The sequence below is a fragment of the Micromonospora sp. NPDC048839 genome (assembly GCF_040649915.1).
GTDB lineage: Bacteria > Actinomycetota > Actinomycetes > Mycobacteriales > Micromonosporaceae > Micromonospora.
The window spans coordinates 473,854-499,913 of the sequence record NZ_JBEZGL010000004.1 but is presented as its reverse complement, the minus strand read 5'-3'; the positions used below and the strand labels follow the sequence as shown (position 1 = coordinate 499,913).

Genomic DNA, 26,060 nt, shown 5'->3' with positions numbered 1-26,060 from the left:
GCTCAGGCCGGTCGCTGACCCCCTCGGAGGCCCCCATGTCCCAGGAGACGACCTACCTCGAACTGTCCGAAGTGGACGGTGCACACAAGTTCTACGAGGTCATCGTCGACGACGCCACGCTGACCGTGCGCTACGGCCGGATCGGCGACCAGGGGCAGGTCAAGGCCAGCGCCTACCCGGACAACGCCCGGGCCCGAGCGGCCGCGGCGAAGAAGATCGGGGAGAAGGTCCGCAAGGGTTACTCTCCGGCGGTCCCCGGCGTCCGGCAGAAGCGCACCGTCTCCCGACGGCAGATCGTCAGCACCCGCTCCACCGCCCACACCGCCCCGGTGCTCTGGCGCTACGACTCCGGCGCCCCCGCCTTCGGCATCTTCGTCGATGGGCAGCACTGCATGGTCGGCAACGAGCACGGTGTGATCACCACGCTCGACCACAACGCCCAGGTGCGCGGCCAGGTCCGCCTTCCCGACGGGGTGAAGTGCATCGTCGCCGACGACGCCTGGGTCTACGCCGGCTGCGACGACGGCAACGTCTACGACCTCTCCGGCAAGGTGCCCCGGGTGGCGTACGCGATCGCCCCGGAGATCGACATCTACTGGCTGGACATCCACGACGGCGTCCTGGGCGTCTCGGATGCCGACGGTGGGATCACCGCCGTCGACCACGAGGACGAGTTCCTGTGGCGCAGGCCGGGGCGGGGGCGTGCGGCCTGGATGGTGCGGTGCGACGACGACGCCATCTACCACGGCCACTCGCGGGGTGTGACCGGCTACGAGTGGCGTACCGGCCAGGAACTGTGGCACACCAGCACCGGCTCGGTGCTCTTCGGCTGGCAGGAGCACGGCAGCGTGTTCGCCGGGACCAGCACCCGCGAGGTGGTGCGGCTGTCCAAGGCCGGTCGATTCGAACGCAGCTACCGGTGCGACGCCCCGGTGTTCTCCTGCGCCACGGCCGAGGGCGGCAGGTACGTCTTCGCCGGTGACAGCCAGTCCTCGATCTACTGCTTCGACGCCGCCGGCACGCGGCTGTGGAAGCTCGGCACCGGCTGCGGCTCGGCGTATTCGATGCAGTATCACGACGATCGGCTCTACGTCGTCACCACGGGCGGCCATCTGGCCTGCATCGACGCGAGCGAGCCGGCGATCCGGGCGGCCCAGGCCGGGGACGTGCCCGAGGTACGCGACATCAAGGCCCCCCGCCAGGCGCCACGGCCCGTCGAGCCGACGATCGTCGAGGTGACGAGCGACGCGGGCGGAGGCGTGGTCGTGCAGTGCCTCGACGATCGGGGGCGGCTGCGGGTCCAGGTGCTGTCCGACGGCTACCGGCGCGACTGGTCGGTGCAGTTCCCCAAGGGAATCCGCGAGCCGGGCGCCCGCTACCTGGTGACCGAGGTTCGCGAGTCCAGCCGCGGCGGGTTCTACCGGGCGTTCGGCGACATCCGCCGCCTGCGCTGATTGCGGTCGCGGCACCCGGGCCGGCACCGCGACGGGACACCGATCGGCCTCGCCGGTGTCATAGGGTGCCGGCATGGTGCAACCCGTCCGCGCCGACGGCGGGGCCAGCGGGGTCTGGTGGGCCGCCCCGCCCGTGCGGCGGGTGAGTCACCTGCCGGCCGTCGACCCCGAGGTGCTGCGGGTGGCACTCGACCCGTTGCCGCCGGAGGCGCCGGCGGTCGTGCACTACCGGCCCACGGTGGTGGGTCCACTCGGCGACCTGGTGGACGACCTCCTCGACCAGTTGGACACCGCGGCGATCGCCATGTTCCCCAAGTGGCTGGCCGGCGCGGACCGTTACGACAGCGACGGCACACTCGGGGTGGCGGCGGTACGTGCCCTCGCCTCCCGTGCCGCAGCCCAGTCCCGGCACTTCGGCCCGTTTCTCGCCGACCTCGCCGAGCGTGGGCTGCGCGATTCGCGCCGCCCCGCCGGCCGGTCCCGCTTCGCCCCGGGGGTACGCGCCGCCGGTCTCGCCCGGGTGCTCGCCGAGGCGTACGACAGGGCCGGCTGTCTACTCGTCATCGCCCTGCCTGACCTGGGCGCGGATGCCGAGCGGACGCTCGTGGCCGCCGCCGAGTGGCTCGTGCGGCACGGCGGCTTCACCGTGTGGTTGGCCGGCGGGCCTCTGCACCATGCCGACCGGGTGCGGTCGGTGCCGATGCGTTTGCCCAGACGGTTCGCCGAGCTGGCGAGTTCGACCGACCGGCCGCCGGCCACGTCGGCACGTCCGGCCCCGACGGTGCTGGCCTGGCCGCCGATCGCCGGCGTCCCGCGTGGCGACAGCGCGGCCGAGCAGGCACTGGAACGCGCGCTCGCACCGCACGAGTGGGCGCGGGGCCGGCGGTGGAACCACACCTACGAGTGGCACGTGCTGGGTGCGTCGTACCGGCTGGATCTCTTTTGGCCCGTCGAGGGTCTTGCGGTCGAGGTGGACGGCCCGGAGCATCGTGGGCGAATCGCTTTCGCCAACGATCGGCGGAGAGACGTGCAGCTGCAACTCCTCGGGCTGGACGTGCTCCGCTTCACCAACGAGCAGGTGCTCACCGACGCGCCGGCGGTGGTTGACGGGATCCGTCAGCTGCTGGCCCGGCGACGCGCGGACGGCACGCACACCGATGGAGATGAGAGATCATGACCAGCCCGGCGGACGTCCCGCACCTGACGCCGAACCAGATCAACGCCCTCGTGGTGCTGATGGTCGAGGCGCGCCGAGTCACAAACGTCGAGCTGAAGGAGCTGGCCGGTTTCACGCTGACCGGCCAGGACAACAAGAAGCTCGTCGACCTGGGTCTGGTCGACACCGATCGGACGCACCGGCCGTTCGCCCATGAGCTGACCGACGAGGGCTGGCGGGTGGCACGTCAGCTGCACACCGCCGCGCCGCCGAAGCAGGGCGGCTCGACGACCCGGTCACTGTTCGTCGTCCTGTCCAACCTGCACCGCTCGCTGGACCGGCTCCGGGTCAGCCACGGCGACTTCTTCAAGCACACCGAGGCAACGGCCCCGGCGACCAGCGAGCCGCGACCCGAAGCACCGGCACCCACGGCGGCAGCGATGACGGCACCCGCGGCGGCGACGGTGGCGACGGCACCCGCGGCGGCGGCAGTGCCCGCAGCGGCGGAGGTGGAGGCGCTGGTTCGTTCGGCGTACCGGGATCTCGCCGCCGCGCCGGGCGACTGGGTCGGTCTGGCCGACGTGCGCGACCGGCTCGCCGACACCGACCGGGCCGCCCTGGACGCGGCGTTGCGGGCGATGGTCGGCCGGGACGACGTCCGCATCATCCCCGTGGCGAACACCAAGTCGCTGACCGCACGGGACCGGGCCGCGGCCGTCCGCATCGGGAACGAGGACAACCACGCCCTGGCGATCGGCCCGGCATGATCTCCGACGACCAGCGGGCCGCGCTGGAAGCGGTGAGTCTCAACCCGGCGGTCACCCCGGACGACGTCTGGCGGCCCAGCCCGCACAACGTGCCGGAGCTGCACGAGAAGGTGGCCGCGGAGATCCTGCGCGGGGTGGCGCGGGCCCGTACCGACGACACGAGCATGCCGCTCGGCGTGGCCATGCAGGGCCGCGCGGGTGCCGGAAAGACGCACCTGCTCGGGGCGGTACGCGAGCGGATCCAGCGTGACGGCGGCTACTTCTTCCTCGTCGACATGGTCAGCGGCAAGACGTTCTGGGAGAGCGTCGCCCTGGCCCTGGTGGAGGGCATGGGTCGCGCCCACGTCGGCTGGGGCACCCAGCTGAAGACGTTCCTGCGCCGACTCACCCCGCAGCTCGGCCTGCCGGTGGAGGTCCGCGACGCGGTCGCCGGTGCCCGGCCGGTGACCCGTGCGCAGCTCGACGCCTTCATCTGGGCACTGCGCGCCCGGGACCGGGAGGTCGGGCGGGACGCCCAGGACACCGCTCGGGCGCTCGTCCTGCACGGTGCCATCGACTTCGAGGCACAGGACGTGGGGTACGCCCACCTCATCTCCGAACCGGGCGACCCGGCCGCGCGGGCGGCGTGGGGGTTGAGCGGCGCCATCCGCCCCCCGCAGCAGATCGTGCAGGACATCTCCCGGCTGATGGCCCTGACCCTGGACCCCACGGTGATCGCCGTGGATCAGCTCGACACGCTGTTCGCGCAAACCAGCACCTCACTGCTCAACCACCATCAGGGGCTGGAGGACGGGCAGGCCAGGGTGCTCGGTCCGATCGCCGACGGCCTCCTCAAGCTCCGCGACGTCACCCGTCGTACGCTTGTCGTCGTCTCGTGTCTGCCGGACACCTGGGTGCTGATGACACGTACCGTGCCCACTCCGGTCGGTGACCGGTTCCGGGCGGCAACCCTGCCCGACCGGATCCCCACCCCGGAGATCGGGCAGGCCATCGTGGCGAAGCGCCTCGCCGCCGCGTTCGGGGGTCCGCGTTTCGTGCCACCCCACGCCACCTGGCCGATCGCCCCCGCCGCCTTCGCCGACGCGCCCACCCTGACGCCACGCGCCCTGCTGCGCCGGGTGGACCGGCATGTGGCCTGGTGCCGCGACCATGACGAGGTGGTCGAACTCGACCGACTCATCGATGGCACCGACTCGACGCCGACGGCGGGCACCGCGCGCGGTGCGGCGGCGGACCCGACGACCGTCGAGCGCCGCCTGCGCGAGTTGGACGAACGGTTCGCCGAACTGGTCGAGGCCGCGGACGTGTCGGCCGCCGTCGACCCGGCCGGCGAGGACGAGCACATGCCGCCGCTGCTCGCCGCCGGCCTGGCCGCCTGGATCGCCGAGCAGGCGCCGACCGGTGCCACCTACAAGTACGACCCGCCGCCGGGGCGCAAGCCCGCTCTGCACGGCCGGCTGATCGAGGTGCTCGACGAGGCTACCGAGAACGAGGCGCACTGGTGCTTCCGAGCCGTCGCGCACCCGAACGCCATCGCGGTGACCGCCCGAGTCAAGGCCGCCTGCACGCTCGCCGGACTGGACCGGGACCTGCCCCAACGGCGACTGATCCTGCTGCGCAACGGCGGGTGGCCGACCGGCAGGCGTACCAGCGAGGTGTTGACCGGCTTCGACGCGGCCGGCGGCGTGCGGCGCGGGGTGCCGGAGGCGGACCTGCGGGTCTTCGCGGCGCTACGGGTGCTGGCGAACGAGCCGTCCACGGCCCTGCAGGAATGGCTGGTGTCGCGTCGTCCGGCCAGCGGCACCGAACTGTTCCGGGCGGTCCTGCCCGGCCCTGAGCAGCCCTGCGACGACGCGCCGCCGGCAGCTCCCGACGACGGGCTGCCGCTGCCGCGAGGTGCCGAGCCTCCGTCGGATGGCGCCGCGCTTCCGCCGGCTGGCGCCGAGCCTCGGACGGGTGGCGCCGCGCCTCGGACGGGTAGCGCCGCGCCTCGGACGGGTAGCGCCGCGCTTCCGGGGGGTGGCACCGTGCTTGCGTCGGGCGGCGGGGCCGGCCCGACCAGCGCGCCGGTCGACGACGGGACCGATGGGCGGTCGACCGGTCCGACCGCCGTGGCCGGACCCGCCGACTCCGGCGACCTCGTGGTCGACGCCAACGGTGCGACCATCGGGCTCGGGCGGACGGTCGACGGCGGCCGTCCGTTCACGGTGTCCCTGGAATCGTTGCGCCGACACACCGTCGTGTTCGCCGGGTCCGGTTCGGGCAAGACGGTGCTCATCCGTCGACTGGTCGAGGAGTGCGCCCGCGAGGGGGTCTCCGCGATCGTGCTCGACCCCAACAACGACCTCGCCCGGCTCGGAGACGCGTGGCCCGCACCACCGAGCGGCTGGGACACCGGCGACGCCGAACGCGCCACCGACTACCTGGCACACACCGAGGTGGTGGTGTGGACGCCCCGCGTCACCGCCGGTCGGCCGTTGAGCTTCCAACCACTGCCCGACTTCACCTCACTGCGGGACTGGCCCGACGAGTTCGACCAGGCGGTCCGCTCGGCCGTGGAGGCGCTCGCGCCCCGCGCCGGCGTCGATCGGTCGAGCAGGCTCGCCCAGCAGGGCAAGGCCGTCCTCACCGAGGCCCTCCAGGCGTACGCGCGAAGCGGGATGGTGGGCCTGCCCGGCTTCACCGAGTTCCTCACCGACCTTCCCGAGGGGGTCAGTCGGCTGGCCCGCGCCGGAAAACTCGCCGAGGAGTTGGCCGAGGCGCTCAAGGCGGCGATGGTGACCGATCCGCTCTTCGGTGGGGTCGGCGCACCGGCCGATCCCGGGCTGCTGCTGACGCCGTCGCCGGGGCGGCGGGCCCGGGTATCGGTGATCAGCTTCGTCGGCCTCACCTCCGACCACCAGCGGCAGAGCTTCGTCAACCAGTTGCAGATGGCGCTCTTCGCGTGGATCAAACGGCATCCCGCCGGGGACCGACCGTTGGGTGGGCTGTTCGTGATGGACGAGGCGCAGACGCTCGCCCCGTCGACGGGCACCACGGCCTGCACCGCCAGCACGATCGCGCTGGCCTCGCAGGCCCGCAAGTACGGGCTCGGGTTGGTCTTCGCCACCCAGGCGCCCAAGGGTCTGCACAACCAGATCTCCGGAAACGCGACGACGCAGTTCTTCGGGCTGCTCAACGCGCCCGCGCAGATCGACGCGGCCCGGCAGCTCGCCGAGGCCAAGGGCGGGCGGCTTCCGGACATCGGCCTGCTGAACAGCGGCGAGTTCTACGCCGCCGGGGAGGGATTCTCGTTCGTCAAGGTCCGTACCCCGCTGTGCCTGACCCACCATCCGAAGGCGCCGTTGACTCCCGAGGAGGTCGTCGCCCGCGCCCATCCGGCTGGGTAGCCTGAGCCCATGATCTTCATTACCGCCAAGTTCCGGGTCCTGGCCGAGCACGCCGACCGGTGGCCGCAGATCGCCGCCGAGTTCACCGAGGCGACGCGCGCCGAGCCGGGCTGTCTGTGGTTCGACTGGTCCCGCAGCGTGAATGACCCGACCGAGTACGTGCTGGTCGAGGCGTTCCGCGATGACCAGGCCGGCGCCGCCCACGTGCAGTCCGCCCACTTCCGCGCGGCGCAGGAGACCCTGCCGCCGCACCTGGCCGAGACGCCGCGCATCGTCAACGCCACCGTGGCGCAGGAGGACTGGTCGCTGCTCGGCGAGATGGCCGTACCCGAGGGCCGCTGAACGTCGCTCGGTACGCGGTCCCGGCCCGCTGGCCATCGTCGCGGTCCGGGGCCGCCGCTGGGGTCTCCCGACCCGCCGCCTCAGCGCAGCCGGCGGGCGGTGAACCGGGCCGGCGGATCGGCGATCACGTCCTGCGCGGCGATCAGCTGGATCTCCCGGGTGCCTGCCGCGAGGGTCGCTTCCAGCACGGCGTAGACGGAGGCAATGGTGCGTTCCAGCGCCGTCGCCGGCGAGCCGGTCGTGCACAGGTGCGCGAGGTACAACGCCGCGGTGACGTCGCCCCCGCCGTTCGGGTTGATCGGCAGCAGCGGGGTGGTCACCGCCCAGGCGCCCTCGTCCGAGACGGCCACCACCTCCAGCGAGCCCGGTGGCAGGTCGCCGTGCAGCACGCTCGTCACCAGGACGTGGCGCGGTCCGGTCGCCCGCACCACGTCGACCGCGTCGAGCACCTCCGCCAGCGAGTTCGTCGCTCGACCGGCGAGGAAGTCCAGCTCGAACTGGTTCGGGGTGATGATGTCCGCGCGCGGTACGACGGTGTCCCGCAGGTACTCCGGGATGCCCGGCCGGACGAACATTCCCCGTCCGACGTCGCCCATCACCGGGTCGCAGCAGTACACCGCGGCCGGATTGGCCGCCTTGACCTGCTCCACCGCGTCCAGGATCACCGCGCCCATGGCCGGGTCACCCTGGTAGCCGGACAGCACCGCGTCGGCGCTGCCGAGCACACCGCGATCCCCGATGCCCGCGATCACCTCGGCGACGTCCGCCGCCGGCAGCAGGGGTCCACGCCACGCGCCGTACCCGGTGTGGTTGGAGAAGTGCACCGTCAGGACCGGCCAGACCTCGTGCCCGAGCCGTTGCAGGGGAAAGGCCGCGGCCGAGTTGCCGACGTGACCGTAGGCGACCGACGACTGGATGGACAGGATCTTCACCGGCCCATCATCGCCGTCGCGGCCGGTGCCGCACACCCGGCCCGCCGAATCTGTCGGGTGGCCCACTCGCCGCCGGCCCCTCGGTGACAGCACGACGGGCGACCCGGACGTCGTCGTCCGGGTCGCCCGAGCGGTCGTACGGTCAGCCGCCGAGGCTCGCCGCGGCGGAGGCGATCGACGAGGCGAAGTAGCTCACCTGGGTGTAGACGCCCGGGTAGTTGGGCCGGGCGCAGCCGTTGCCCCAGCTCACGATGCCGACCTGGATCCAGGCGTTGGAGGCGTCGCGGCGGAACATCGGGCCGCCCGAGTCACCCTGGCAGGTGTCCGTGCCGCCGCTGGCGTAGCCGGCGCAGATCTCCTGCGCGGGAATGAGGTCACCACCGTAGTTGGCGTTGCAGGTGGAGTCGCTGACGAACGGGACGTTCGCCTTGAGCAGGTACCGCTGCTGGCCGCCGCCCTCGCGCGCGGCGCCCCACCCGGCGACGGTGAAGGTGCCGCTGTCGTAGGCGGTCGTGCTGGCGATCGGCAGCGTGCTCAGCCCGGTGACCGGGGTGGCCAGCCGGATCAGCGCCCAGTCGCGGCCGGCGCCGTTGTAGCCGGGAGCACGGTAGACGTAGTTGGACCGGACGGTGATCCGGCTGGAGGACTGGAGGTCGACCGTCCCGAGCGTCGCGGTGATGCTGGTGTTGGTGCCGGTCGACCCTACGCAGTGCGCCGCGGTGAGCACCAGCCGGGGGCTGTACAGCGCCCCGCCGCAACCCATCGAGAGCCGCACCATGAACGGGAACTCACCCTGGGCGGCGCGGGTGCCGCCGACGACGTTCGGCGTCATGGGGTTGTCGGCCGCCGCGGCCGGCGCGGTGAGAGTGAGGCTGGCCGCGGTCACCGCGGCCAGCGCGGTGGCCAACAGGCCAGAGAGGGTACGCCAGCGAACCATGCAGTCCTCCGCATCAGGATGGCGCGCCTCGTGAGCGCACCCTATTTCGAGATAGCGGTCATCATATTGAGGGACATGGATCTAGGGGGTCATCCTCTCTGGGTCGTACCACGGAGGCTATGGATCTCGGATCGGCTCGAAAGCGTTGACGGCGGACCCACCGCGGCCCTGTAACGTGGCAGACGCAATGGCGGATGTCGATGCGCACGTCGGCGGCGGCGCATGGAGATCCCACCGGCATCCGTCGATGACGCCCGTCCTCGTCAATGACCACCCGATGCCCACCACCCACGCGCTTCGGGCCCGGCTGCACCGCCCGCGGCGACTCGTCCCCCGGAGACGGCATGACTCGTCAGGTCCCCATCCGCCCCGCCCTGCCGCTGCTGCTCATCCTCGCCCTGGTCGTCGGCGTACTCGCCGCGCCAAGCCGGCCGGCGCACGCCGCACCGGCCAAGACGCCGCCACTGACCACACCCTGGACCAGCCAGGCCCTGGTCGGCACACCACTGCCCGAGTACCCGCGCCCCCAGATGACCCGGCCGGACTGGCTCAACCTCAACGGCGAGTGGCAGCTGCGCCAGTCGGCCACCGACGACGCCCCGCAGTTCGGTGCCAACCTGCCCGAGCGGGTCAACGTGCCCTTCCCGGTGGAAAGTGCCCTCTCCGGCATCCAGCGAGCCGCCAACGACAACCGCAACTACCTGTTCTACCGGCGCACCGTCACCATCCCGGCGAACTGGTCGGGTCGGCGGACCCTGCTGCACTTCGGCGCCGTCGACTGGCAGAGCACCGTCTGGGTCAACGGCGTCCGGGTCGGCGCGCACACCGGCGGCTACGACGCGTTCACCTTCGACGTGACACCCCAGCTCACGGCCGGGACGAACGAGATCGTCGTCAAGGTCTGGGACCCCACCGACACCCGGCAGAACGGCAGCCTGCCGGCCATCGGCAAGCAGACCAAGACACCAAGCGGGATCTTCTACACCCCCAGCTCCGGCATCTGGCAGACCGTGTGGATGGAGCCGGTGCCCACCGCGTCCATCAGCAGCGTGGACGTCTACCCGAACCTCGCCACCAACACCCTGCGGGTCCGGGTCTTCACCCGGGGCGACGTGAGCGGCCACCGCGTGCTCGCCGAGGCACTGAACGGAAGCACAGTTGTCGGTACGGCCACCGGCGGCTTCACCGAGTTCAGCGTCCCGGTGCCGAACGCGCGCCGCTGGTCACCCGACGACCCGTTCCTCTACCAGCTCCGAGTCAGCCTGCGGAACGCCGCAAACGCCACAGTGGACCGGACGGTGCACTACTTCGGCATGCGCGAGATCACCACCGGCCTGGTCAACGGGGTGTTGCGCCCCAAGCTCAACGGTCAGTTCGTGTTCCAGGTCGGCACCCTGGACCAGGGCTTCTGGCCGGACGGCCTCTACACGGCGCCGACCGACGCCGCCCTCGCCTTCGACCTGCAGAAGCACAAGGACCTGGGCTTCAACATGGTGCGCAAGCACATCAAGGTCGAACCGCAGCGCTGGTTCTACCACGCGGACCGCCTCGGCCTGCTGGTCTGGCAGGACATTCCGTCGCTGACCGCGCAGGACATCAACCCGACCGACGCCCAGCAGGCGCAGTTCGAGGCCGAGGCGCGCGAGATCGTCGACGAGCACCGCAGCTCGCCCGCCGTGATCGCGTACACGCCCTACAACGAGGGCTGGGGCGAGCGGTCCCTCGCCGACACCCGGCGGGTCGCGCAGAACATCAAGAACCAGGACCCGACCCGGCTGATCAACCCGCACAGCGGCCACAACTGCTGTCAGTCCCTCGGCGACCCCGCCAACGGCGACATCGACGACTGGCACGTCTACCTCGGACCGGACTCCCCCGTACCGTCGAGCAGCCGGATCGCCGTGCTCGGTGAGTTCGGCGGTCTGGGCCTGCACACTCCGGGCCACGAGTACAGCCCGAGCGGCGGCTTCTTCGCCTACGAGTGGCAGTCGAGTTCGAGCGCCCTCACCGACCGGTACGTGGGGCTGGTGCAGGGCAGTCAGAACCTGATGCTCGGCAAGGGGCTCAGCGCGTCGGTCTACACCGAGATCACCGATCTGGAGGGCGAGCTGAACGGGTTCCTCACCTACGACCGGCAGGTGATCAAGATGGATCAGGCGCGGGTGCGCGCCGCCAACACCGCCTTGATCAACGCTTCGAGGACCATCGGCAGCTCGGCGCCGGTGGCCCTGCCGGTCGACACCCGGCGGTCGTTGCAGGTGACCACGCCCGGCTTCACCAACCGCTACCTGCGGCACCGGGACAGCCTGGCCTACACCGAGGTGGTCGACGCCGCGAGCTCCAGCATCCTCAAGGCCGACGCCACGTACACCATCCGGGCCGGGCTGGCCGGCACCGGTTGCTACTCGTTCGAGTCGGTCAACTTCCCCGGGCAGTACCTGCGCCACCAGAACTCCCGGGTCCGCAACTCACCCGACGACGGCTCGGCGCTCCTGCGGGCCGACGCCACCTGGTGCGCACGCGTCGGACTGACCGGCACGGGCGTGTCGCTGGAGTCGTACAACTTCCGGGGCAGGTACCTGCGGCACTACGACTCGGAGATCTGGCTCAGCAACGGCGCCGGCGGCGACGTGTACAACACACCGACGTGGTGGGCCTCCGACAGCACCTGGGCCATCGCCACCCCGTGGGCACCCTGACCGCGCCCGCGGCCACCACGTCGCGGTAGGACGGCGCGGGAGGCTCCGCTACGGCCGAGAGCCTCCCGCGACGCGCGGGCCGCTGTGGCGGATTCGGCCTTCCCGGTCGGGCAGCGACCGGACGCGGGCGTCACCTGCCGTCCCGGAGGTCGTTTCTCCGGATGAGGAAGCGCGGCGGATCGGTCGTGGTCGTTCGTCCGCGGCAGCCGCCCCTGATCGTCTCGTCGCCGCGGCGACCGCGACGGCCCGCCAATCGGGTCCGACCGGCGGCAAGGACCGGGCCGCAACTTGCATCCGGCCGACCTCAGCCGTCCATTGCAATACGCAATCAGACCGACAGTAAATAGATGTCTGCCAATCTTGACTTGCGCCGTTGCTCAGCGCACCGTAAAGAGCCAGAGGCAGATGAGCGCCATTATCGGCCCGACTGACGCGGATCACCAAATGGAGGCGCTGCCGGTTTTCTCGCCGCGTCCACCAGGAGGCGTTCCATGCGGCTGAATCCGTTCGCCGGAGTTTATCTCACCGATCCGGCAAGCATGTGGCGGCGAATCCTCGACGACCCCGGCGAGGTGCACCACGCCGAGGACCTCGACCTGTGGTTGATCAGCAGGCACGCCGACGTCCGACGCGCACTCGCCGACACCACGACGTTCACCAACGCCCTCACCCTCGCCCCGGTCTACCAGGTGTGCCCCGAGGCGACGAACGTGCTCATGCAGCTCGACGCGCCACCCACCACGGCCGCCGCGGACCCACCGGTGCACCCCCGCACCCGCCGGGCCCTGCGAGCGACCTTCGCGAACACCGCCGAGCGGGTCGAGGCCGAGTACGGCGCGATCGTCCGACGGAGAGTCGACCAGCTGGTCTGCCGGCTCGCCGCCCGCCAGGGCGAGCGGGTCGACCTGATCCCGGAGCTCGCCACCGAGCTTCCGCTGCTGGTGGTCCTGGACATCCTCGGGGTGCCCGACGCCGATATCGCACGGATCCGGAGCTGGGCGGACGGTCAGATCGCTCTCGTCTGGGGGCAACCGGACCCGGCCGAGCAGGTACGCCTGGCGCAGGGCCTGCTGGACTTCTGGCACTACTGCGAGGATCTGGTCCGCCAGCGCGTCGACGGTGGGCACCCGGGTGACGACTTCATCGGCCGGGCTCTGGCCTACCGGGACGGCGACGACGCCGTGCTGACCGTGCCGGAGGTGGCGAGCCTGGCCTTCAACCTCCTGGTCGCCGGCCACGAGACCACCGCCGGCCTGCTCGCGCACACCCTCGACCAGGCCCTGTCGAGTCCTCGACACTGGTCGGACCTCACCGCCGACCCGGGGGCTGTGTCCGCGTTCGTGGCCGAGACCCTGCGGTTCGCGCCCGCCATCGACGGCTGGCTGCGCGTGACAAGCCGCGACGTCACCCTGGGGACGGTGACGATTCCCGCCGGGGCACGCTGCCTGCTGCTGATCGGGGCGGCGAACCGTGACCCCGCGGTTTTCGCCCACCCGGACCAGTTCGCTCCAGATCGGGCGGACGTGGGCAATCACCTGTCGTTCGGCCACGGCCCGCATTTCTGCATTGGCGCGGGATTGGCACGGCTGGAGGCCGAGATCACCATCACCAGACTCACCGAAGCCATTCCCGGCCTCCGTCTGTCGAGTGGGCAGGAGCGTTCCTACAAGCCCAATGTCGCGTTTCGCGCCCACCACACGCTGCTCGCGGTAATCGATGTTGTGGCACCCGCCGACGTTCCTGCGACGCGCGGTGCGGCGACCCCGGAAGCAGCCGCCGCGTGACGTGGGCGTGCGCCGGCAGGCTCGCCCGCGCCCCGGCCGAGTGCGGGCCGGGCGGCGTCGCCCAGCGCACCCGGCGCAACTCGCACCTTTTCCGCGTTGCCCGATGATTCAGGCCGGTGAACGTCTTCACACCCATCGCGTCCTGGGTTAAGAATTGCCATCTATGAATGTTCAGCTCATCGGCGAATCTCGATCTGGTGTCCGCTGCTGATTCCCCGTAGCCACGAAGGTGAGCGCATGGAGCACACGTCCCCGTCGAGCGCTGCTCCCTCTGCGGCCAGCGAGCACTTCCGCTGGGAGCTGCGCAACTGCCGCGTTCGGCGGGGCCTGACCCAACGGGCCCTGGCGGATCGGGTGCGGTTCAGCCGGGAGACGGTGGCAGCTGTCGAGTCGGGTCGCCGGTTCGGCAGTCACGAGTTCGCGCTGCGCTGCGACGACGTGCTCGGCACCGGCGGCCGGCTCGCGGCGCTGTGGCCACAGGTGGCCGCCGAGCAGTTGGCGGCCGACGGCCGCCGCGGCCCCCGCGCCCCGCAACCACTTCGGCGGGATCCGCCGGTGCCGCGCCAGCGGGCTCGACGTGACGCGCGCGACCCGGGCGCCGTGGTGGACGCGATCGACGAGCTGCGTGAACTGATCGGTCAGGTACTCAACGGCCCACCCGACCCGGACGACGCGCAGCGGCGGCAGCAACGGGTCGACCCCCTCGACGACCAGCGCTGACCGCACCGAACGGATCGGTCTCGCGGTGTCATCGGCCGCTGACGTTGGGTACAGATGCTGGTACGGGCAGTTTGTACCACGGCCGGGTCTGGTCTACGAGCGCGGCTTCCGGCCGAATGGGACTTGCATTCGGCAACGTGCGGATAGACCGTCATCGACGAGTCGTGGGAGTCCATCTTGGCGTCGAGCACCCGGTCCCACGCGGCCAGACCCTACCCGACCCGCCGTCGCGGCTGGAAGATTGCCGGGCGGATGCGCCTCATCGTCGCGGCACCACTCGTCGCCGTGATCGGCTTCGCCGGTCTCGCGCTGACCGAGAGCGCACGCCAGACCATGCGCGCCAGCGACCTGCGGATCCTGGCACAGGTCGGCGCGGAGGCCGGTGACCTGGCCTACCGGCTGCAACGCGAACGCATCGCCGCCGCCGCCCTGCTCACCTACCCCACGCCGGAGCAGCAGGACACCTTCGGCGTGGAGTTGGCCGCCACCGACGACGCCGTCGCCCGCTACCGCGCACAGCGCGACCGGCTGCCCGCCGACGTCGGCACCAACCGCGCCCTCCTGCGCCGCGTCGACGCGGCCCTGGGCAGTCTCGCCCCGCTGCGCACCCAGGTACGCACCGCGGCGCACGCCTCGGTGTCCGCGATGACCTTCAGCTACCGGATCGCGATCGCCGACCTGATCAGCTTCCGGGAGAACATCTCGCACGGCGTGGTCGACGCCACCCTCGCCGACGGGATCCGCGCCTCGGCAGCCCTGTCGAAGACGGCCGAGGCGATCGGTCAACAGCAGGTTGCCGTGCTGCGCGCAGTGGTGGGCGGCGAACTCACCCCCGCCATGCAACAGGACATCACCGCGGCCCGAACCAGCTACACCGAGTCGAGCCTGTCGTTCCTGGCCCTCGCCCCGCCCGAGTGGAGCGTCTGGTGGGAGCAGGCCGGGACCGGCAAGGAGGCGCTCGCCCTGCAACGGATGCAGGACGAGGTGTCGCGGGCCCAGCCGGGGTCGCGACTGCAACTGGAGACCGCCGGCTGGGTGTCCACCACCCAGGCGCGTGCCGCCCGCCTGGCCGACCTGCGCGCACGGGTCGACGCCGCGGTCGGCGCCGACGTCCGGGCCGCGCACGGCGACCAGCGCCGCCGGGCCGTGGCCGAGGCGGTCGGCGTCCTGCTGGCACTGCTCCTCACCGCCCTGGTGACCTGGGCCGTCGCCCGGCAGATCACCCGGCGGCTGCGGCGGCTGCGGGACGCGGCGAACGCCGTGGCGTTCGAACAGCTCCCCGCCGTGGTGGCCCAGCTCCAGCAACCGGGCAGCGCCGCCGTCGACCCGCACAGGCTGGCCCGCCAACAGGCCTCCGCCGCCCTCGAACCGACCAGCGACGACGAGATCGGCGAGCTGGGCCAGGCGTTCAGCGCGGTGCACCAGGCCGCCGTGCGGACCGCCGCCGAGCAGGCCGTCATGCGCGCCAACACCGCCGACATCTTCATCCACCTCAGCCGCCGCGAACAGCGACTCGTCGACGCCGTACTGGCCCAGGTCGACCTGGTGGAACGGGACGAGACCGATCCCGACCGGCTCCACCAGCTGTACACGTTGGACAACCTGGCGACCCGGATGGGACGCATCAACGCCAGCCTGCTCGTGCTCGGCGGCGTCGGTGTCGGGCGCGTACGCCAGCGCGACATCCCGCTGCAACAGGTGCTCCAGGCGGCGCTGTCCCAGATCGAGCACTACGCGCGGATCCGGCTCGGCATGATCGACGGAGACGTCGCCGTGGCGGCGAAGAGCGTCGACGAGGTCGTGCACCTGCTCGCCGAACTCATGGACAACGCCACGACGTACTCGCCACCCGGCAGCGAGACCTGGGTGAGCGGTCGAAGCCTGGGTGACCGCGTCATCGTCCAGATCAGCGACGAGGGCATGGGGTTGTCCGGGCAGCGGATGCAGCAGCTCAACGAACTCCTGGCCAGCCCGCCGGCCATCGACGTGGCGGCCGTACGGGCGATGGGGCTGGTCGTCGTGGGCCAGCTCGCGTCCCGGCTCGGCGCCACCGTCCAACTACGACGCGGCCCCCGACGCGGCACCCTCGCCGAGGCGACGCTGCCCGCGGCGATCATCCGGTCACTGCCACCGGAGGAGTACCTGCTCGCGCCCGGCCGCCTCTCGCGGCGGGCGGCGCGCACGGCCAACCCGCCGCCGCCGTACCAGCCGCGCCCCGAGCCCACCGCCGGACGCCCACCGGCCGAGCGGTCCCTGCCGGCGGCGCCGGTGTTCCGACCGACTCCCCCACCCCCGGACCGTGGTGACGCGCCCACCGAGGAGTTGCTCATCTTCGAACAGGTCAACCACTGGTTCCAGACGGATGCCGCCGACGGCACCGACGACCGAGAGTGGTCCAGCCCCGCCGACGACGCCTGGCACACCGCCGCCCAGGCGCACACCCCCGAGGTCGCCACGACCACCACGGCCGGCCTGCCCAAACGGGAGCCGCAACGGCACCTCGTGCCCGGCGCGGTGACCGTGCCCCAGCAGCAGCAGCAACGATCCGAGTACCGCGATCCGGCCCAGGTGGCCACGGCGATGGCCGCGTACGCGCGGGGTGTGGCGAACCGGAGGCGCACCCCGATCAACCTCGGCAACTCATGACGCGACAGGAGAGCACGTGAGCGACCAACAGGATCTCGGCTGGCTGCTGGACAGCTTCGCCGCGCGGGCGACCGAGGTCAGCCATGCGATCGCCATCTCCAGCGACGGCCTGATGGTGGCCTCCACCCGTGACCTGCCCCCGGACCGGGCCGACCAACTGGCCGCGACGGGCAGCGGACTGGTCAGCCTGCTGCGGGGGGCGGCGGCCTTCTTCGACGCCGGCGCGGTGATCTCCAACGTCACGCAGCTCGAAGGCGGGTTCATGTTCTCGATGGCCTTCAACGACGGCGCCTCGCTGCTGGTGCTCGCCGCACCCGAGTGCGACGTGGGCAAGGTCTCCTACGAGATGACCGAGCTGGCCAACCGGATCGGGGACGCCCTGACCCCCGCGGCCCGGGCGGCACTCGCCCGCAGCCGCTGACCGCCCCGGCGCCCCCACGCCGGAGACCCACTTCCCCTGGAGAAGACATGCCTCACACCACCCTTCGGCGCAGCCATGCCCTGGCCGCGACGCTGCTCGCGGTCGTCCTGATCACCAGTACGGCCTGCGGCGACGACGCGCCGGACACGAGCGCCAGCGGCTCGATAAAGATCGGCCTGCTCGCGTCGCTGTCCGGGACGTACCAGGCGGTCGGTACGGAGATCCGCGACGGCTTCCAGCTCTACCTGGACACCCACGACGGCAAACTCGGCGGTCGACGGGTCGACCTCGTCGTCGCCGACGAGGGCAACGGCGCCCAGACCGCGGTGCCGGCGGCGACCAAGCTGCTCAAGCAGGACCGGGTCTCCGCGCTCACCGGCATCGTCGGTGGCGGCTCGGTCGCCGGGGTCACCCCGCTGCTCGAGGAGACCAAGGTGCCGCTTGTCGGTTCCAACGGGCGACCGGAACTCAAGGACGTCTCCCGCGTCTGGCACACCTCGTACCTCTCCGACGAGCCCGGGGCGGCGATCGCCCAGCACGTCCGCGACAACGTGCAGGGCTCGGTGTACGCGATCGGCCCGGACTACCAGGGCGGCTGGGACGAGCTGCGCGGGTTCACCGACGCGTTCGGCAAGATCGGCGGCAAACTCGCCAACGACGACGGCAAGACCACCTTCACCCCGTTCCCGACCACCACCAACTTCACCCCGTACTTCGCCCGCATCAAGGCCTCCGGCGCGGCGGCCGTCTACACGTTCTACGCCGGCAGCGCCGCCGTCGACTTCGTCAAGCAGTACGCGCAGTCCGAGATCAAGGACGTCCCGTTGTACGCGGCCGGGTTCCTCACCGAGGGCGGCGTGCTCAACGCGCAGGGCGAGGCCGCGCGGGACATCTTCTCGGTGCTCAACTACTCCCCCGACCTGGACAACGCGGAGAACCGCGCCTTCGTGGCGGCGTGGAAGGCCAAGCACGACGGCTCACCGACCACCTACGCGCTCGCCTCGTACGACGCGGCGGCGGTGCTGGACCGGGCGATCGGCGCCGCCGGGAGCAACCCGACTCCGGAGGCCATCAACACGGCCATCGGCCAGCTCGGCCAGATCGCCAGCCCGCGCGGCACCTGGCAGTTCTCCACCACCACGCACTCCCCGGTGCAGAAGTGGTATCTGCGGCAGGTCCGCCAGGACGGCCGGGCGCTGTCCAACACCGTCGTGGGTGACCTCGCGACCGTCGGCCGGTGACCGCGGTGGCGGCCGGCCTGAACCGGATCGACCCGTACCTGATCCCGGCGCTGGACGGGGTCGCCTACGGGCTGCTCGTGTTCGTCGCCGCGTCGGGTCTGGTCTTCTGCTTCGGCGTCGCCAACATCCTCAACCTGGCGCACGGGCTGCTCTACGCGATCGGCGGCTACACCGCCGCGGCGCTGCTCGACGGTGGTTGGGCCAGCCTGGCGTTGGCGCTGGTCGTCGGTGTGCTGGCCGCCACCGCCGCGGGTGCGCTGGTGGCCGGCCTGCTCACCCCGGTCGCCGCCGGCAACCACCTGGGTCAGGCGCTGTTGACGTTCGGGGTGGCACTGGCCGGCGGCAGCCTGCTCGTCGCCGGCTTCGGCCCCGACGATCCGCGGGTCCAGGTGCCGGCCGTCCTGGAGGGCTCGGTGGTGCTCGCCGGGCACCGCTACGCCGCGTACCGGCTGGTCTTCATCGTCGTCGCGGCGGTGCTCGCCGCCGTGCTCTACCTGGTGGTCCGGCGCACCCGGGCCGGGATGCTGGTCCGCGCGGCCGTCGACGACCCGGAGATGGTCGCCTGCCTGGGCGTGAGTCCCGCGCGGATCCGCATCGGTGTGCTCGCCGCCGCCGGCGCGCTGGCCGGCGCGGCCGGGGTCCTGGGCGCGCCGATCATCGGCCCCGGCACGGACACCGCCGACACCGTGCTGCTGCTGTCCCTGGTGGTCGTCGTCCTCGGTGGTCTCGGGTCGATGGGGGGCACCCTGCTGGCGGCGCTCGCGATCGGCGAGATCCAGACGCTGGGAGTGGCGCTGCTGCCGTCCGCCGCGCCGTTCCTGCTGTTCACCGCCATGGCGGCGGTGCTGGCCGTGCGGGCCCGGGGCCTGGCCGGCAACTGGAGGGCGGCATGAGGGACGCGGTGGTTCGACGGGCGCGAGCCGCCGTCGCGGCGCTCGTCCTGGTCGGCCTGGTCGTGGCGCCCTGGGTGGTCGACGACTACACCACGGCGATCCTCGCCCGGACGCTGGCGTTGGCCCTGGTCGGGGTGAGCGTGGCCCTGCTCACCGGCGTCGCCGGCATGCCCACCCTCGGCCAGACCGCACCGTATGCGGCGGGCGCCTACGCCTGCGCCGTGCTCGGCAGCCGGATCTCCGACGTCGGCGTCGTGCAGGTCGCCGTCGCGGCGGCCGCCGGGGCGGTGCTGGCCGCGCTCACCGTGCCCCTCGTCGTGCACGCCCGGGGGGTGATCGTCCTGATGATCACGCTCGCCATCGGTGAACTCGTCGTCACCGTCCTCGGCCGGTGGCGGTCGGTGACCGGTGGCACGGACGGGTTGGCCGGCATCGCGGCGGTCCGCCCGTTCTGGGGGCTCCCGCCGCTCGCCAGCGACCAGGCGCGCTACCTGTACGCGCTTGTCGTCGTGGCCACGCTTGTCGGCGCGGTGCTGGTGCTGCTGCGTACCCGTTTCGGGTTGCTGCTGCGCGCCGCGCGGGACGACGAGACGCGGCTGCGGGCCAGCGGACACCGGGTGCCGCTCCACGTGTCCGGCGCGCACGTCGCCGCCGGGGCGATCGCCGGTGCGGCCGGCTCGCTCCTGGTCGTCGCCCAGCAGTACATCTCCCCCGCCGACTTCGGCTTCGACACGTCCGCGCTGCTGCTGCTCGGTGTCGTCATCGGTGGCACCGCCTCGGTCGGTGGCGCCCTGGTGGGCGCGGCGCTGGTCATCGCGGTCCGGGACTGGTTGTTCGGGGTGCTGCCCGGCCACGCGCCGCTGGTGCTGGGGGTGCTGTTCGTGGCGACGGTCTACCTGCTGCCCAGCGGCGTCAACCGGGCCCGGGGCAGGCTGCGCCCGACGGGCGCCCCGGCACCCCAGCCGGACCCGTCCGTCGCCCAGGAACAGGCCACCGTCGGGGAGCTGCGCCGATGACCGGCCTGCTCGACGCCCAAAAGGTCAGCGTGCGGTACGGCTCGCTCACCGCGCTCGACGGCGTGGACCTGTGCGTTCACGACGGCCAGCGGCACGCGCTGATCGGCCCGAACGGCGCCGGTAAGACGACCCTGCTCAACGTGATCGGCGGGTCCACGAGACCGCAGCGCGGCACCGTGCGGTTCGACGGACGGGACATCGGTCGGCTCGGCCCGGCGGCCCGGGCACGGCGGGGCATCAACCGCATCCACCAACGACCCGCCGTCTTCGCGACGCTCACCGCGACGGAGAACGTGGTGGTGGCCGCGCTGCCCCGGGTCATCCCTCAGCGCAGAGGGTGGCCGGGTGGCCGCCGGCGCGCCGCACAACACCGGGCCGGCCCACTGCTGGACCAGATGGGCCTCGCCGATGTCGCGGCGGTGCCCGCCGGGCACCTCGCCCACGGGCAACGACGCCAGTTGGAGATCGCCATGGCCCTTGCCGGTCGCCCCCGCCTGCTGCTGCTGGACGAACCGGCGGCCGGGCTGTCCGCCGTCGAGGTCGGCCGGCTCGTCGAGCTGCTCCAGGCACTGCCCCGCGCGGTCGCCGTGCTACTTGTCGAACATCGACTCGACCTGGTGTACGCCCTGTCCGACACGGTGACCGTGCTGCGCGACGGTCGCACGTTGGCCGCCGGGACGCCGGACGAGATCCGTACCTCGCCGCTGGTGCGGCGGGCCTACGCGGACGGGGTGGCCTGATGTTGTCGGTGGATCGCCTGTGCGCCGGCTACGCCGGAGGAATGGTGCTGCACGAGGTCAGCCTGCGGGTGCGCCCGGGCAGCATCCAGGCCGTGGTGGGCCGCAACGGTGCGGGCAAGAGCACGCTCGTGCACACCATCGCCGGGCTGGTACGTGCCTCCAGCGGTCGCATCGAGATCGGTGGCGTGCACGTCGCCGGCCGACAACCGCATCGCATCGCCCAGTCCGGCGTCGGTCTCGTCCCGCAGGGCCGACGGGTCTTCTCCCGGTTGACCGTGGCCGAGCACCTGCACCTGGCGGCCGCGCCGTGGCGGGCCGCCGCCCCCGGTGGCGAGGGCTGGACGGTGGCCCGCACCCTCGAACTGCTGCCGAGGTTGGGGGTGCGGCTGCGACACCGTGGCTGCGAACTCTCCGGCGGCGAGCAGCAGATGCTGGCGATAGCCCGGGCTCTCCTCGGACAACCACGGGTGCTGCTGCTCGACGAACCGTGTGAGGGTCTCTCGCCCGATCTGGCGGCGCGGGTCCGCGAACTCGTCAACGGTCTCGCCGCCGACGGCCTGACCGTGCTGCTCGTGGAGCAGCAACTCCAGCACGCGATCGAGCTCGCCGACCGGGTGGCGGTGCTGGAGTACGGCCGGGTGGTCTACGACCGGCCGACGGCCGAGGCCCGCGTCGACCCGGCGCCGCTCGCGGCGATGTTGAGCGTCGCCGCCGCCCCGGCACCCCCATCCAACCGAGCGGCCCCTCGGCTCTGGGCCGACACCCCGTAGTCACCCTTCTCGGAGAGGTAGACACCGATGACAATCGCGACGAGCGATGGCGCGTACACGTTCGACAACGGCGCACCCGACGCCGTTCCCCAGATGCACGCGCTGGAGTCCTTCCTGGACCCGATCACGACGCGTCGGCTGGCCAGCCCGGTGCTGCGACCAGGCGCGACCTGCTGGGAGGTCGGGGCCGGTGGCGGCTCGATGGCCCGGCGGATCGCCCGGGCGACCGGCGACCAGGGCCACGTGCTGGCCACCGACATCGACCCCACGCACCTCACGGCGGAGGGCAACCTGCACGTACGCCGGCACGACGTGCGCACCGAACCGCCACCCGGGGACGCGTTCGACCTGATCCACGCCCGGCTGGTGCTGCTGCACCTCCCCGATCGACGACGGGTCCTGCGGACGCTCACCGGCGCGCTGGCGCCCGGCGGGTGGCTGGTGGTCGAGGAGTTCGACTGCACCGCGCCACAGCGGGTGCTGACCGCGCCCAGCGACGACGCCGCGAAGCTCTTCGCGCAGGTCATGGACGCCATGATGAGTGTCCTGGAGGACCACGGCGCCGACCTGGGCTGGGCGCAGGACGTGCACACCGAGATGGCCCTCGCCGGGCTGACCGACGTGGACACCATCACCCACTCGCAGAGCTGGGCCGGCGGGTCGACCGGCACGTCGCTCTACGAGACCAACTCCCGCCAACTGGAGCCGGACCTGCTGGCGGCTGGGCTGTCGCCCCAGCAACTGAACGCCTTCCGGCGGCTGCTGCGTGACCCCGGGTTCGCCGTCATGTCGTACCACTTCGTCTCCACGCGGGGCCGTCTGCCGAGCTGAGCAGGCGGACCACCGCGCGGAGAGCGGTCGCGCCGTCCGTGGCTGTTCCGCCGCAGCACCTCCCCCCACTGCGCTGCGGACAGCGCTAGGACGGCCTCGACCGCACCGGCCGGGCTCCCTCCCCAGGAGCCCGGCCGGCCCGTGCCGAGGCCGCAGCAGCGGGACGCCTCGTGGGCGCTTGATCGACTCGGTTTTCTTGATGTCGGGGTGTCGCGGGCACTTGGATACCGCGTGTTCGCGGAAGTCGAGTCGATCACCCGCTCACCGAGGCGTCGACTCCTGGTCGGGCAGGACGATCAGGTCGTCGGCGCGGGCCGACAGCGGCGCCGTCGCCGCGTCGGGCCACACGTGATAGCCCACCGGCGGACCCGGCGACCCCCACGTGGCCCCGATGATCGTGGCCAACCCCGCGTCGTCCGGCGACCTGCGCAGGCGTACCCGGGTGCCCGGCGCGTGTCCGTCGTCGGCGACGATGAGCAGCGCGTCGAGGATCTGCCGGACACCGGCGACGGGCAGCCCCGGCACGTACGGCTCACCGGCGTACCCGACCCTTGGCGTCATCATCGTGCGGAGGAGCGCGCCCTGCCGGATCGCCTCCTGGCGGACCGGCCAGTCCGCGCTGTGTTCGGCGACGGTCAGCGCCGCCTCGATGACCGGCCAGAGCGCCAGAGGCTCCCGATCGAGCAGCCGGCGGGCCTCGCGGTCGACCTCGGCGCAGGCCGTGTCGAGCGCGGTGTCCTCGCCCAGCTCCGCGATCCAGGCGAGGTCCCCCACCTCGGGCAGCAGCCCCGGCGACTCGGCCGCGATCACCACGTACACCATGGCGAGCAGTTCCACCCGGCCCTCGCCGTGGTAGAGCACTCCCACCCCGCTGCCCGTACGCCCACGGCTGGGCGGGAAGCGCTCGGCGAGGTGGCGCGCGCGACCGTGCGGCAGGGTCGCGCCCAGCCGGGTGTCCGACACCCGCGCCTCGAACGACCGCCGCTCACGGCGTTCGACGAGCAGTTGGCGATGCGGGTCGAACCCGATCGGATAGATCGTTCGCCCGTACGAGGCGAGGGTTTCGCCGGGTCGCAGACCCACCGACGCAAGGTGGCGGGCAGCCACCGAGTAGGCGACACCGGCCTGGGCGGCGTGTTCCCGGATGGCGCGCTTGCGGGCACGCCCCGGGGTTGGGGTCCGCCGTGATTGGTGATCAGACATGACGCCTCCGGTGCAGCCCCACGCACTCCACCGAGCAGGCGGCGTGGCTGGCACGCCGGGAGTCGACACAGCGGCGCGGAGTCGAAGACTCTTGGCCCCAAGCATGCGGTCGGGCGTGGGCCACCACATCGGGCACGGGCAGGCGCTCTGCCGCCGCCAGCATATCGCGACTTCGACAATCGGCGCGGCCGCGCAGGCGCCGGCCGGTCTGTACGGCGGACGTCGAGTCCGCACTGCGGCCGGCCGACGCCGAGCGGTCACCTCGGGACGTGGAAGCGCAGGTGCGTGACGTGTGGTGATTCGATCACCGCGGTGCGTTCGAGTTCGATGTGGCCGGTGCCGAAGTGGTCGAACAGGCGTGTGCCGGCACCGAGCAACACCGGTACGAGTTGGAGGTGGATCTCGTCCACCAGCCCGGCCTTGACGAACTCGCGTCCGGTGGTGGGTCCACCCATGATGAGGACGTTCCGGTCGCCCGCTGCCTGTCGCGCCTGGCGCAGCGTGCTGTGGAGTCCGTCGTCGACGAACGTGAAGACGTCGCTCTTCATCCGCAACGGGTCGCGTGACTCGCGAGTGACCACGAAGCACGGCACCGGGAACGGGGTGTCCTCCCACAGGTCCACACCGACGTCGAACGTCCGTTTGCCGATCACCACGGCGCCGGTCGTGGCATGACGCTCTCGTACCTGCGCGGCGTCAACCCCGACCGGGGTGACGCCGTCTGCCGCCACAGCACGATCCCCGTCAGCCTGGAACAGCCACTCGTGCAGCCGCTCGCCGCCTCTGCCCATCGGTTGTTCGCGGGTGACGTCAGGACCGGCGGCGAAGCCGTCCAACGACACGCTCATGCTCAACACCGTGCGGCCCATCGGGCCCTCCTTTACTCGTCGGCGATCGCCCAACCCAGCGTCACGCTCGGTCCTGCCAGCGGTAGAGGTCGCGCAGCAGGGAAATCTCGGCGCCGTGATGGATCAGCTCCCTGTTGACGTGCAGGACGATGCCCTCCATGGGAAACCGTTCGGGACCCATGGTGGGCGGATTCTCCAGGTCGACGTCCGAGAGCTCGCGGACCCCCGTGTTCCATCTCCCGTACATCTCGTCGAGCTGTTCCAGCGCCTCCTCGGCGGTCCCCGCGTAGGCGAGCGAGTCGGCCTCCTCGCCGCCGAAGTGCCATTCGACGCGATAGGCCAGGCAGGAGACGATGATGTGCGCCAACCGCCACGCAATGGTGGTCACCGGTGCGGGCACTGGGTCGGGGGACGCGGAGTCCATCGTCCACTCCCCCGGACCTGTCGACATCGGTGCGGACGACGTGCCACGTGGACGGATGCTCCAGCAGCCGCGCACCGGCTCCCAGAAGTACTCCTCGTCGGCAAGACCGTCCAGCCGGGGCCGCAGGTTCTTCTGCCAGTGCCGGTCCAGTTGGTCCGCGATTCGCTCGCTTCTCGTCATTCCCGCAACCTACCGAGGCGGGCGCGGCGGCTCGCGCGCGGGCGCAGCCGGCTCGCCTCATTGACCTCACCATGACTTGAGGTTCTAGGGTCGCGCTCAGTCGACAATTCCCAGGAGGCACCCGTGGCAACCCAGCGCCTGTCCGACGTCGAACTCGCGACCCAGCCTGCCGCGTACTGGACCGGCGTGGCCTACGAGGCGCTCATCGCCTTCACGCGGGCCCGGCACGCCGAGTTCGGCTTTACCCAGCCCCAGTTCTGGTTGCTTCGCAACCTGTCGGGCAACGACATCTCACCCGACGGTCACGGCATGACCATTCCGGAGCTTGAGATGACGATGAGCACCTACCTGAGGTCTGAGGACGATCTGGAGGCCGAGGCCGGCGTTCTGCTGGATCGGGGTTGGCTCACGCGCGACGAGCAGCAGCGACTCTGGATCACCGAGGCGGGCGAGGCGGCTCGCCTCGACCTCAAGCAGCACGCTCCGGCGATCCGTGCTCGCATCCACCACGGGATCGACGACGCCGACTACGTGACGGCCCTGAAGGTGCTCCGGCAGATGATCCGGAACACGGACGGTCCGGCGATCTGACCCTGGTGCGTGCGCACGCGGCTTGATCGACTCGGTTTTCTTGAAGCCGCGGTGTCGCGGGCGGGTGGACACCGCG

Annotated in this window: 22 protein-coding genes; 17 read left to right on the top strand and 5 right to left on the bottom strand. The window is 71.8% G+C overall.

The genetic code is table 11. The features are described 5' to 3' along the window. Positions 1 to 35 precede the first annotated feature (35 nt). The 5 genes from AB0C25_RS10875 to AB0C25_RS10855 all read left to right on the top strand — a co-directional run bounded on the left by AB0C25_RS10875 (position 36) and on the right by AB0C25_RS10855 (position 7,108). Positions 36 to 1,454 (top strand): PQQ-binding-like beta-propeller repeat protein, encoded by a 1,419-nt coding sequence (locus AB0C25_RS10875; protein WP_357371836.1) that lies wholly within the window; start codon positions 36 to 38, stop codon positions 1,452 to 1,454. Positions 1,455 to 1,527: 73 nt separating this feature from the next. Next, on the top strand, positions 1,528 to 2,631 hold the full coding sequence (locus tag AB0C25_RS10870; protein WP_357371834.1) for a DUF559 domain-containing protein: 1,104 nt from the start codon (positions 1,528 to 1,530) through the stop codon (positions 2,629 to 2,631). Further along, on the top strand, positions 2,628 to 3,377 hold the full coding sequence (locus AB0C25_RS10865) for a hypothetical protein (protein WP_357371832.1): 750 nt from the start codon (positions 2,628 to 2,630) through the stop codon (positions 3,375 to 3,377). Before AB0C25_RS10870 ends, AB0C25_RS10865 begins: the two co-directional genes overlap by 4 nt. Next, positions 3,374 to 6,766 carry a DUF87 domain-containing protein gene (locus tag AB0C25_RS10860; RefSeq protein WP_357371830.1) on the top strand — a complete coding sequence of 1,131 codons (3,393 nt, stop codon included), beginning with the start codon at positions 3,374 to 3,376 and terminating at the stop codon, positions 6,764 to 6,766. Before AB0C25_RS10865 ends, AB0C25_RS10860 begins: the two co-directional genes overlap by 4 nt. 9 nt (positions 6,767 to 6,775) lie before the next feature. Beyond that, complete coding sequence (locus AB0C25_RS10855; RefSeq protein ID WP_357371828.1) at positions 6,776 to 7,108, top strand: putative quinol monooxygenase; 333 nt, start codon at positions 6,776 to 6,778, stop codon at positions 7,106 to 7,108. 80 nt (positions 7,109 to 7,188) lie between these two features. Here the strand turns inward: AB0C25_RS10855 and pdxY are convergent, their stop codons facing one another. Continuing rightward, entirely contained in the window at positions 7,189 to 8,040 is an 852-nt protein-coding gene (gene pdxY / locus AB0C25_RS10850; RefSeq protein WP_357371826.1) for a pyridoxal kinase PdxY, read from the bottom strand. Between the two features lie 142 nt (positions 8,041 to 8,182). Further along, complete coding sequence (locus AB0C25_RS10845) at positions 8,183 to 8,977, bottom strand: serine protease (RefSeq protein WP_357371824.1); 795 nt, start codon at positions 8,975 to 8,977, stop codon at positions 8,183 to 8,185. Positions 8,978 to 9,321: 344 nt separating this feature from the next. Between AB0C25_RS10845 and AB0C25_RS10840 the strand changes: the two genes are divergently transcribed. The 11 genes from AB0C25_RS10840 to AB0C25_RS10790 all read left to right on the top strand — a co-directional run bounded on the left by AB0C25_RS10840 (position 9,322) and on the right by AB0C25_RS10790 (position 22,738). Next, the gene (locus tag AB0C25_RS10840; protein WP_357371822.1) at positions 9,322 to 11,676 is read left to right on the top strand and encodes an AbfB domain-containing protein; all 2,355 of its coding nucleotides are present in this window, start codon (positions 9,322 to 9,324) and stop codon (positions 11,674 to 11,676) included. A 491-nt stretch (positions 11,677 to 12,167) separates the two neighbouring features. Further along, the gene (locus AB0C25_RS10835) at positions 12,168 to 13,460 is read left to right on the top strand and encodes a cytochrome P450 (protein ID WP_357371820.1); all 1,293 of its coding nucleotides are present in this window, start codon (positions 12,168 to 12,170) and stop codon (positions 13,458 to 13,460) included. A gap of 237 nt (positions 13,461 to 13,697) precedes the next feature. Beyond that, positions 13,698 to 14,180: a helix-turn-helix transcriptional regulator gene (locus tag AB0C25_RS10830; RefSeq protein ID WP_357371818.1), complete on the top strand. Its 483-nt coding sequence runs from the start codon at positions 13,698 to 13,700 to the stop codon at positions 14,178 to 14,180. A gap of 252 nt (positions 14,181 to 14,432) precedes the next feature. After that, a complete protein-coding gene (locus AB0C25_RS10825) occupies positions 14,433 to 16,826 on the top strand; it encodes a nitrate- and nitrite sensing domain-containing protein (RefSeq protein WP_357371816.1) in 2,394 nt (797 codons plus the stop codon). A 16-nt stretch (positions 16,827 to 16,842) separates the two neighbouring features. Further along, positions 16,843 to 17,247 carry a roadblock/LC7 domain-containing protein gene (locus tag AB0C25_RS10820; RefSeq protein WP_357239714.1) on the top strand — a complete coding sequence of 135 codons (405 nt, stop codon included), beginning with the start codon at positions 16,843 to 16,845 and terminating at the stop codon, positions 17,245 to 17,247. 47 nt (positions 17,248 to 17,294) lie between these two features. Then, positions 17,295 to 18,488, top strand: coding sequence for an ABC transporter substrate-binding protein (locus AB0C25_RS10815; RefSeq protein WP_357371814.1), 1,194 nt, complete (start codon positions 17,295 to 17,297; stop codon positions 18,486 to 18,488). Continuing rightward, positions 18,485 to 19,381: a branched-chain amino acid ABC transporter permease gene (locus tag AB0C25_RS10810; RefSeq protein ID WP_357371812.1), complete on the top strand. Its 897-nt coding sequence runs from the start codon at positions 18,485 to 18,487 to the stop codon at positions 19,379 to 19,381. Before AB0C25_RS10815 ends, AB0C25_RS10810 begins: the two co-directional genes overlap by 4 nt. After that, the gene (locus AB0C25_RS10805) at positions 19,378 to 20,397 is read left to right on the top strand and encodes a branched-chain amino acid ABC transporter permease (RefSeq protein WP_357371810.1); all 1,020 of its coding nucleotides are present in this window, start codon (positions 19,378 to 19,380) and stop codon (positions 20,395 to 20,397) included. The genes AB0C25_RS10810 and AB0C25_RS10805 overlap by 4 nt, the downstream gene beginning before the upstream one ends. Continuing rightward, positions 20,394 to 21,137 (top strand): ABC transporter ATP-binding protein, encoded by a 744-nt coding sequence (locus tag AB0C25_RS10800; RefSeq protein ID WP_357371807.1) that lies wholly within the window; start codon positions 20,394 to 20,396, stop codon positions 21,135 to 21,137. Before AB0C25_RS10805 ends, AB0C25_RS10800 begins: the two co-directional genes overlap by 4 nt. Further along, entirely contained in the window at positions 21,137 to 21,907 is a 771-nt protein-coding gene (locus AB0C25_RS10795; protein ID WP_357371805.1) for an ABC transporter ATP-binding protein, read from the top strand. The genes AB0C25_RS10800 and AB0C25_RS10795 overlap by 1 nt, the downstream gene beginning before the upstream one ends. Positions 21,908 to 21,934: 27 nt before the next feature. After that, a complete protein-coding gene (locus AB0C25_RS10790) occupies positions 21,935 to 22,738 on the top strand; it encodes a methyltransferase domain-containing protein (RefSeq protein ID WP_357371803.1) in 804 nt (267 codons plus the stop codon). Between the two features lie 261 nt (positions 22,739 to 22,999). On the opposite strand, the gene AB0C25_RS10785 is transcribed toward AB0C25_RS10790, so the two are convergent. The 3 genes from AB0C25_RS10785 to AB0C25_RS10775 form a co-directional block, all read right to left on the bottom strand. Next, on the bottom strand, positions 23,000 to 23,941 hold the full coding sequence (locus tag AB0C25_RS10785; protein ID WP_357371801.1) for a hypothetical protein: 942 nt from the start codon (positions 23,939 to 23,941) through the stop codon (positions 23,000 to 23,002). A 257-nt stretch (positions 23,942 to 24,198) separates the two neighbouring features. Further along, the gene (locus AB0C25_RS10780) at positions 24,199 to 24,810 is read right to left on the bottom strand and encodes a dihydrofolate reductase family protein (protein ID WP_357371799.1); all 612 of its coding nucleotides are present in this window, start codon (positions 24,808 to 24,810) and stop codon (positions 24,199 to 24,201) included. Positions 24,811 to 24,850: 40 nt separating this feature from the next. Next, positions 24,851 to 25,393 (bottom strand): DinB family protein, encoded by a 543-nt coding sequence (locus AB0C25_RS10775; RefSeq protein WP_357371797.1) that lies wholly within the window; start codon positions 25,391 to 25,393, stop codon positions 24,851 to 24,853. A 123-nt stretch (positions 25,394 to 25,516) separates the two neighbouring features. Here AB0C25_RS10775 and AB0C25_RS10770 point away from each other — a divergent pair, with 123 nt between their 5' ends. Beyond that, positions 25,517 to 25,984, top strand: a complete 468-nt coding sequence (locus AB0C25_RS10770) for a MarR family winged helix-turn-helix transcriptional regulator (protein ID WP_357371795.1) — start codon at positions 25,517 to 25,519, stop codon at positions 25,982 to 25,984. Positions 25,985 to 26,060 lie beyond the last annotated feature (76 nt).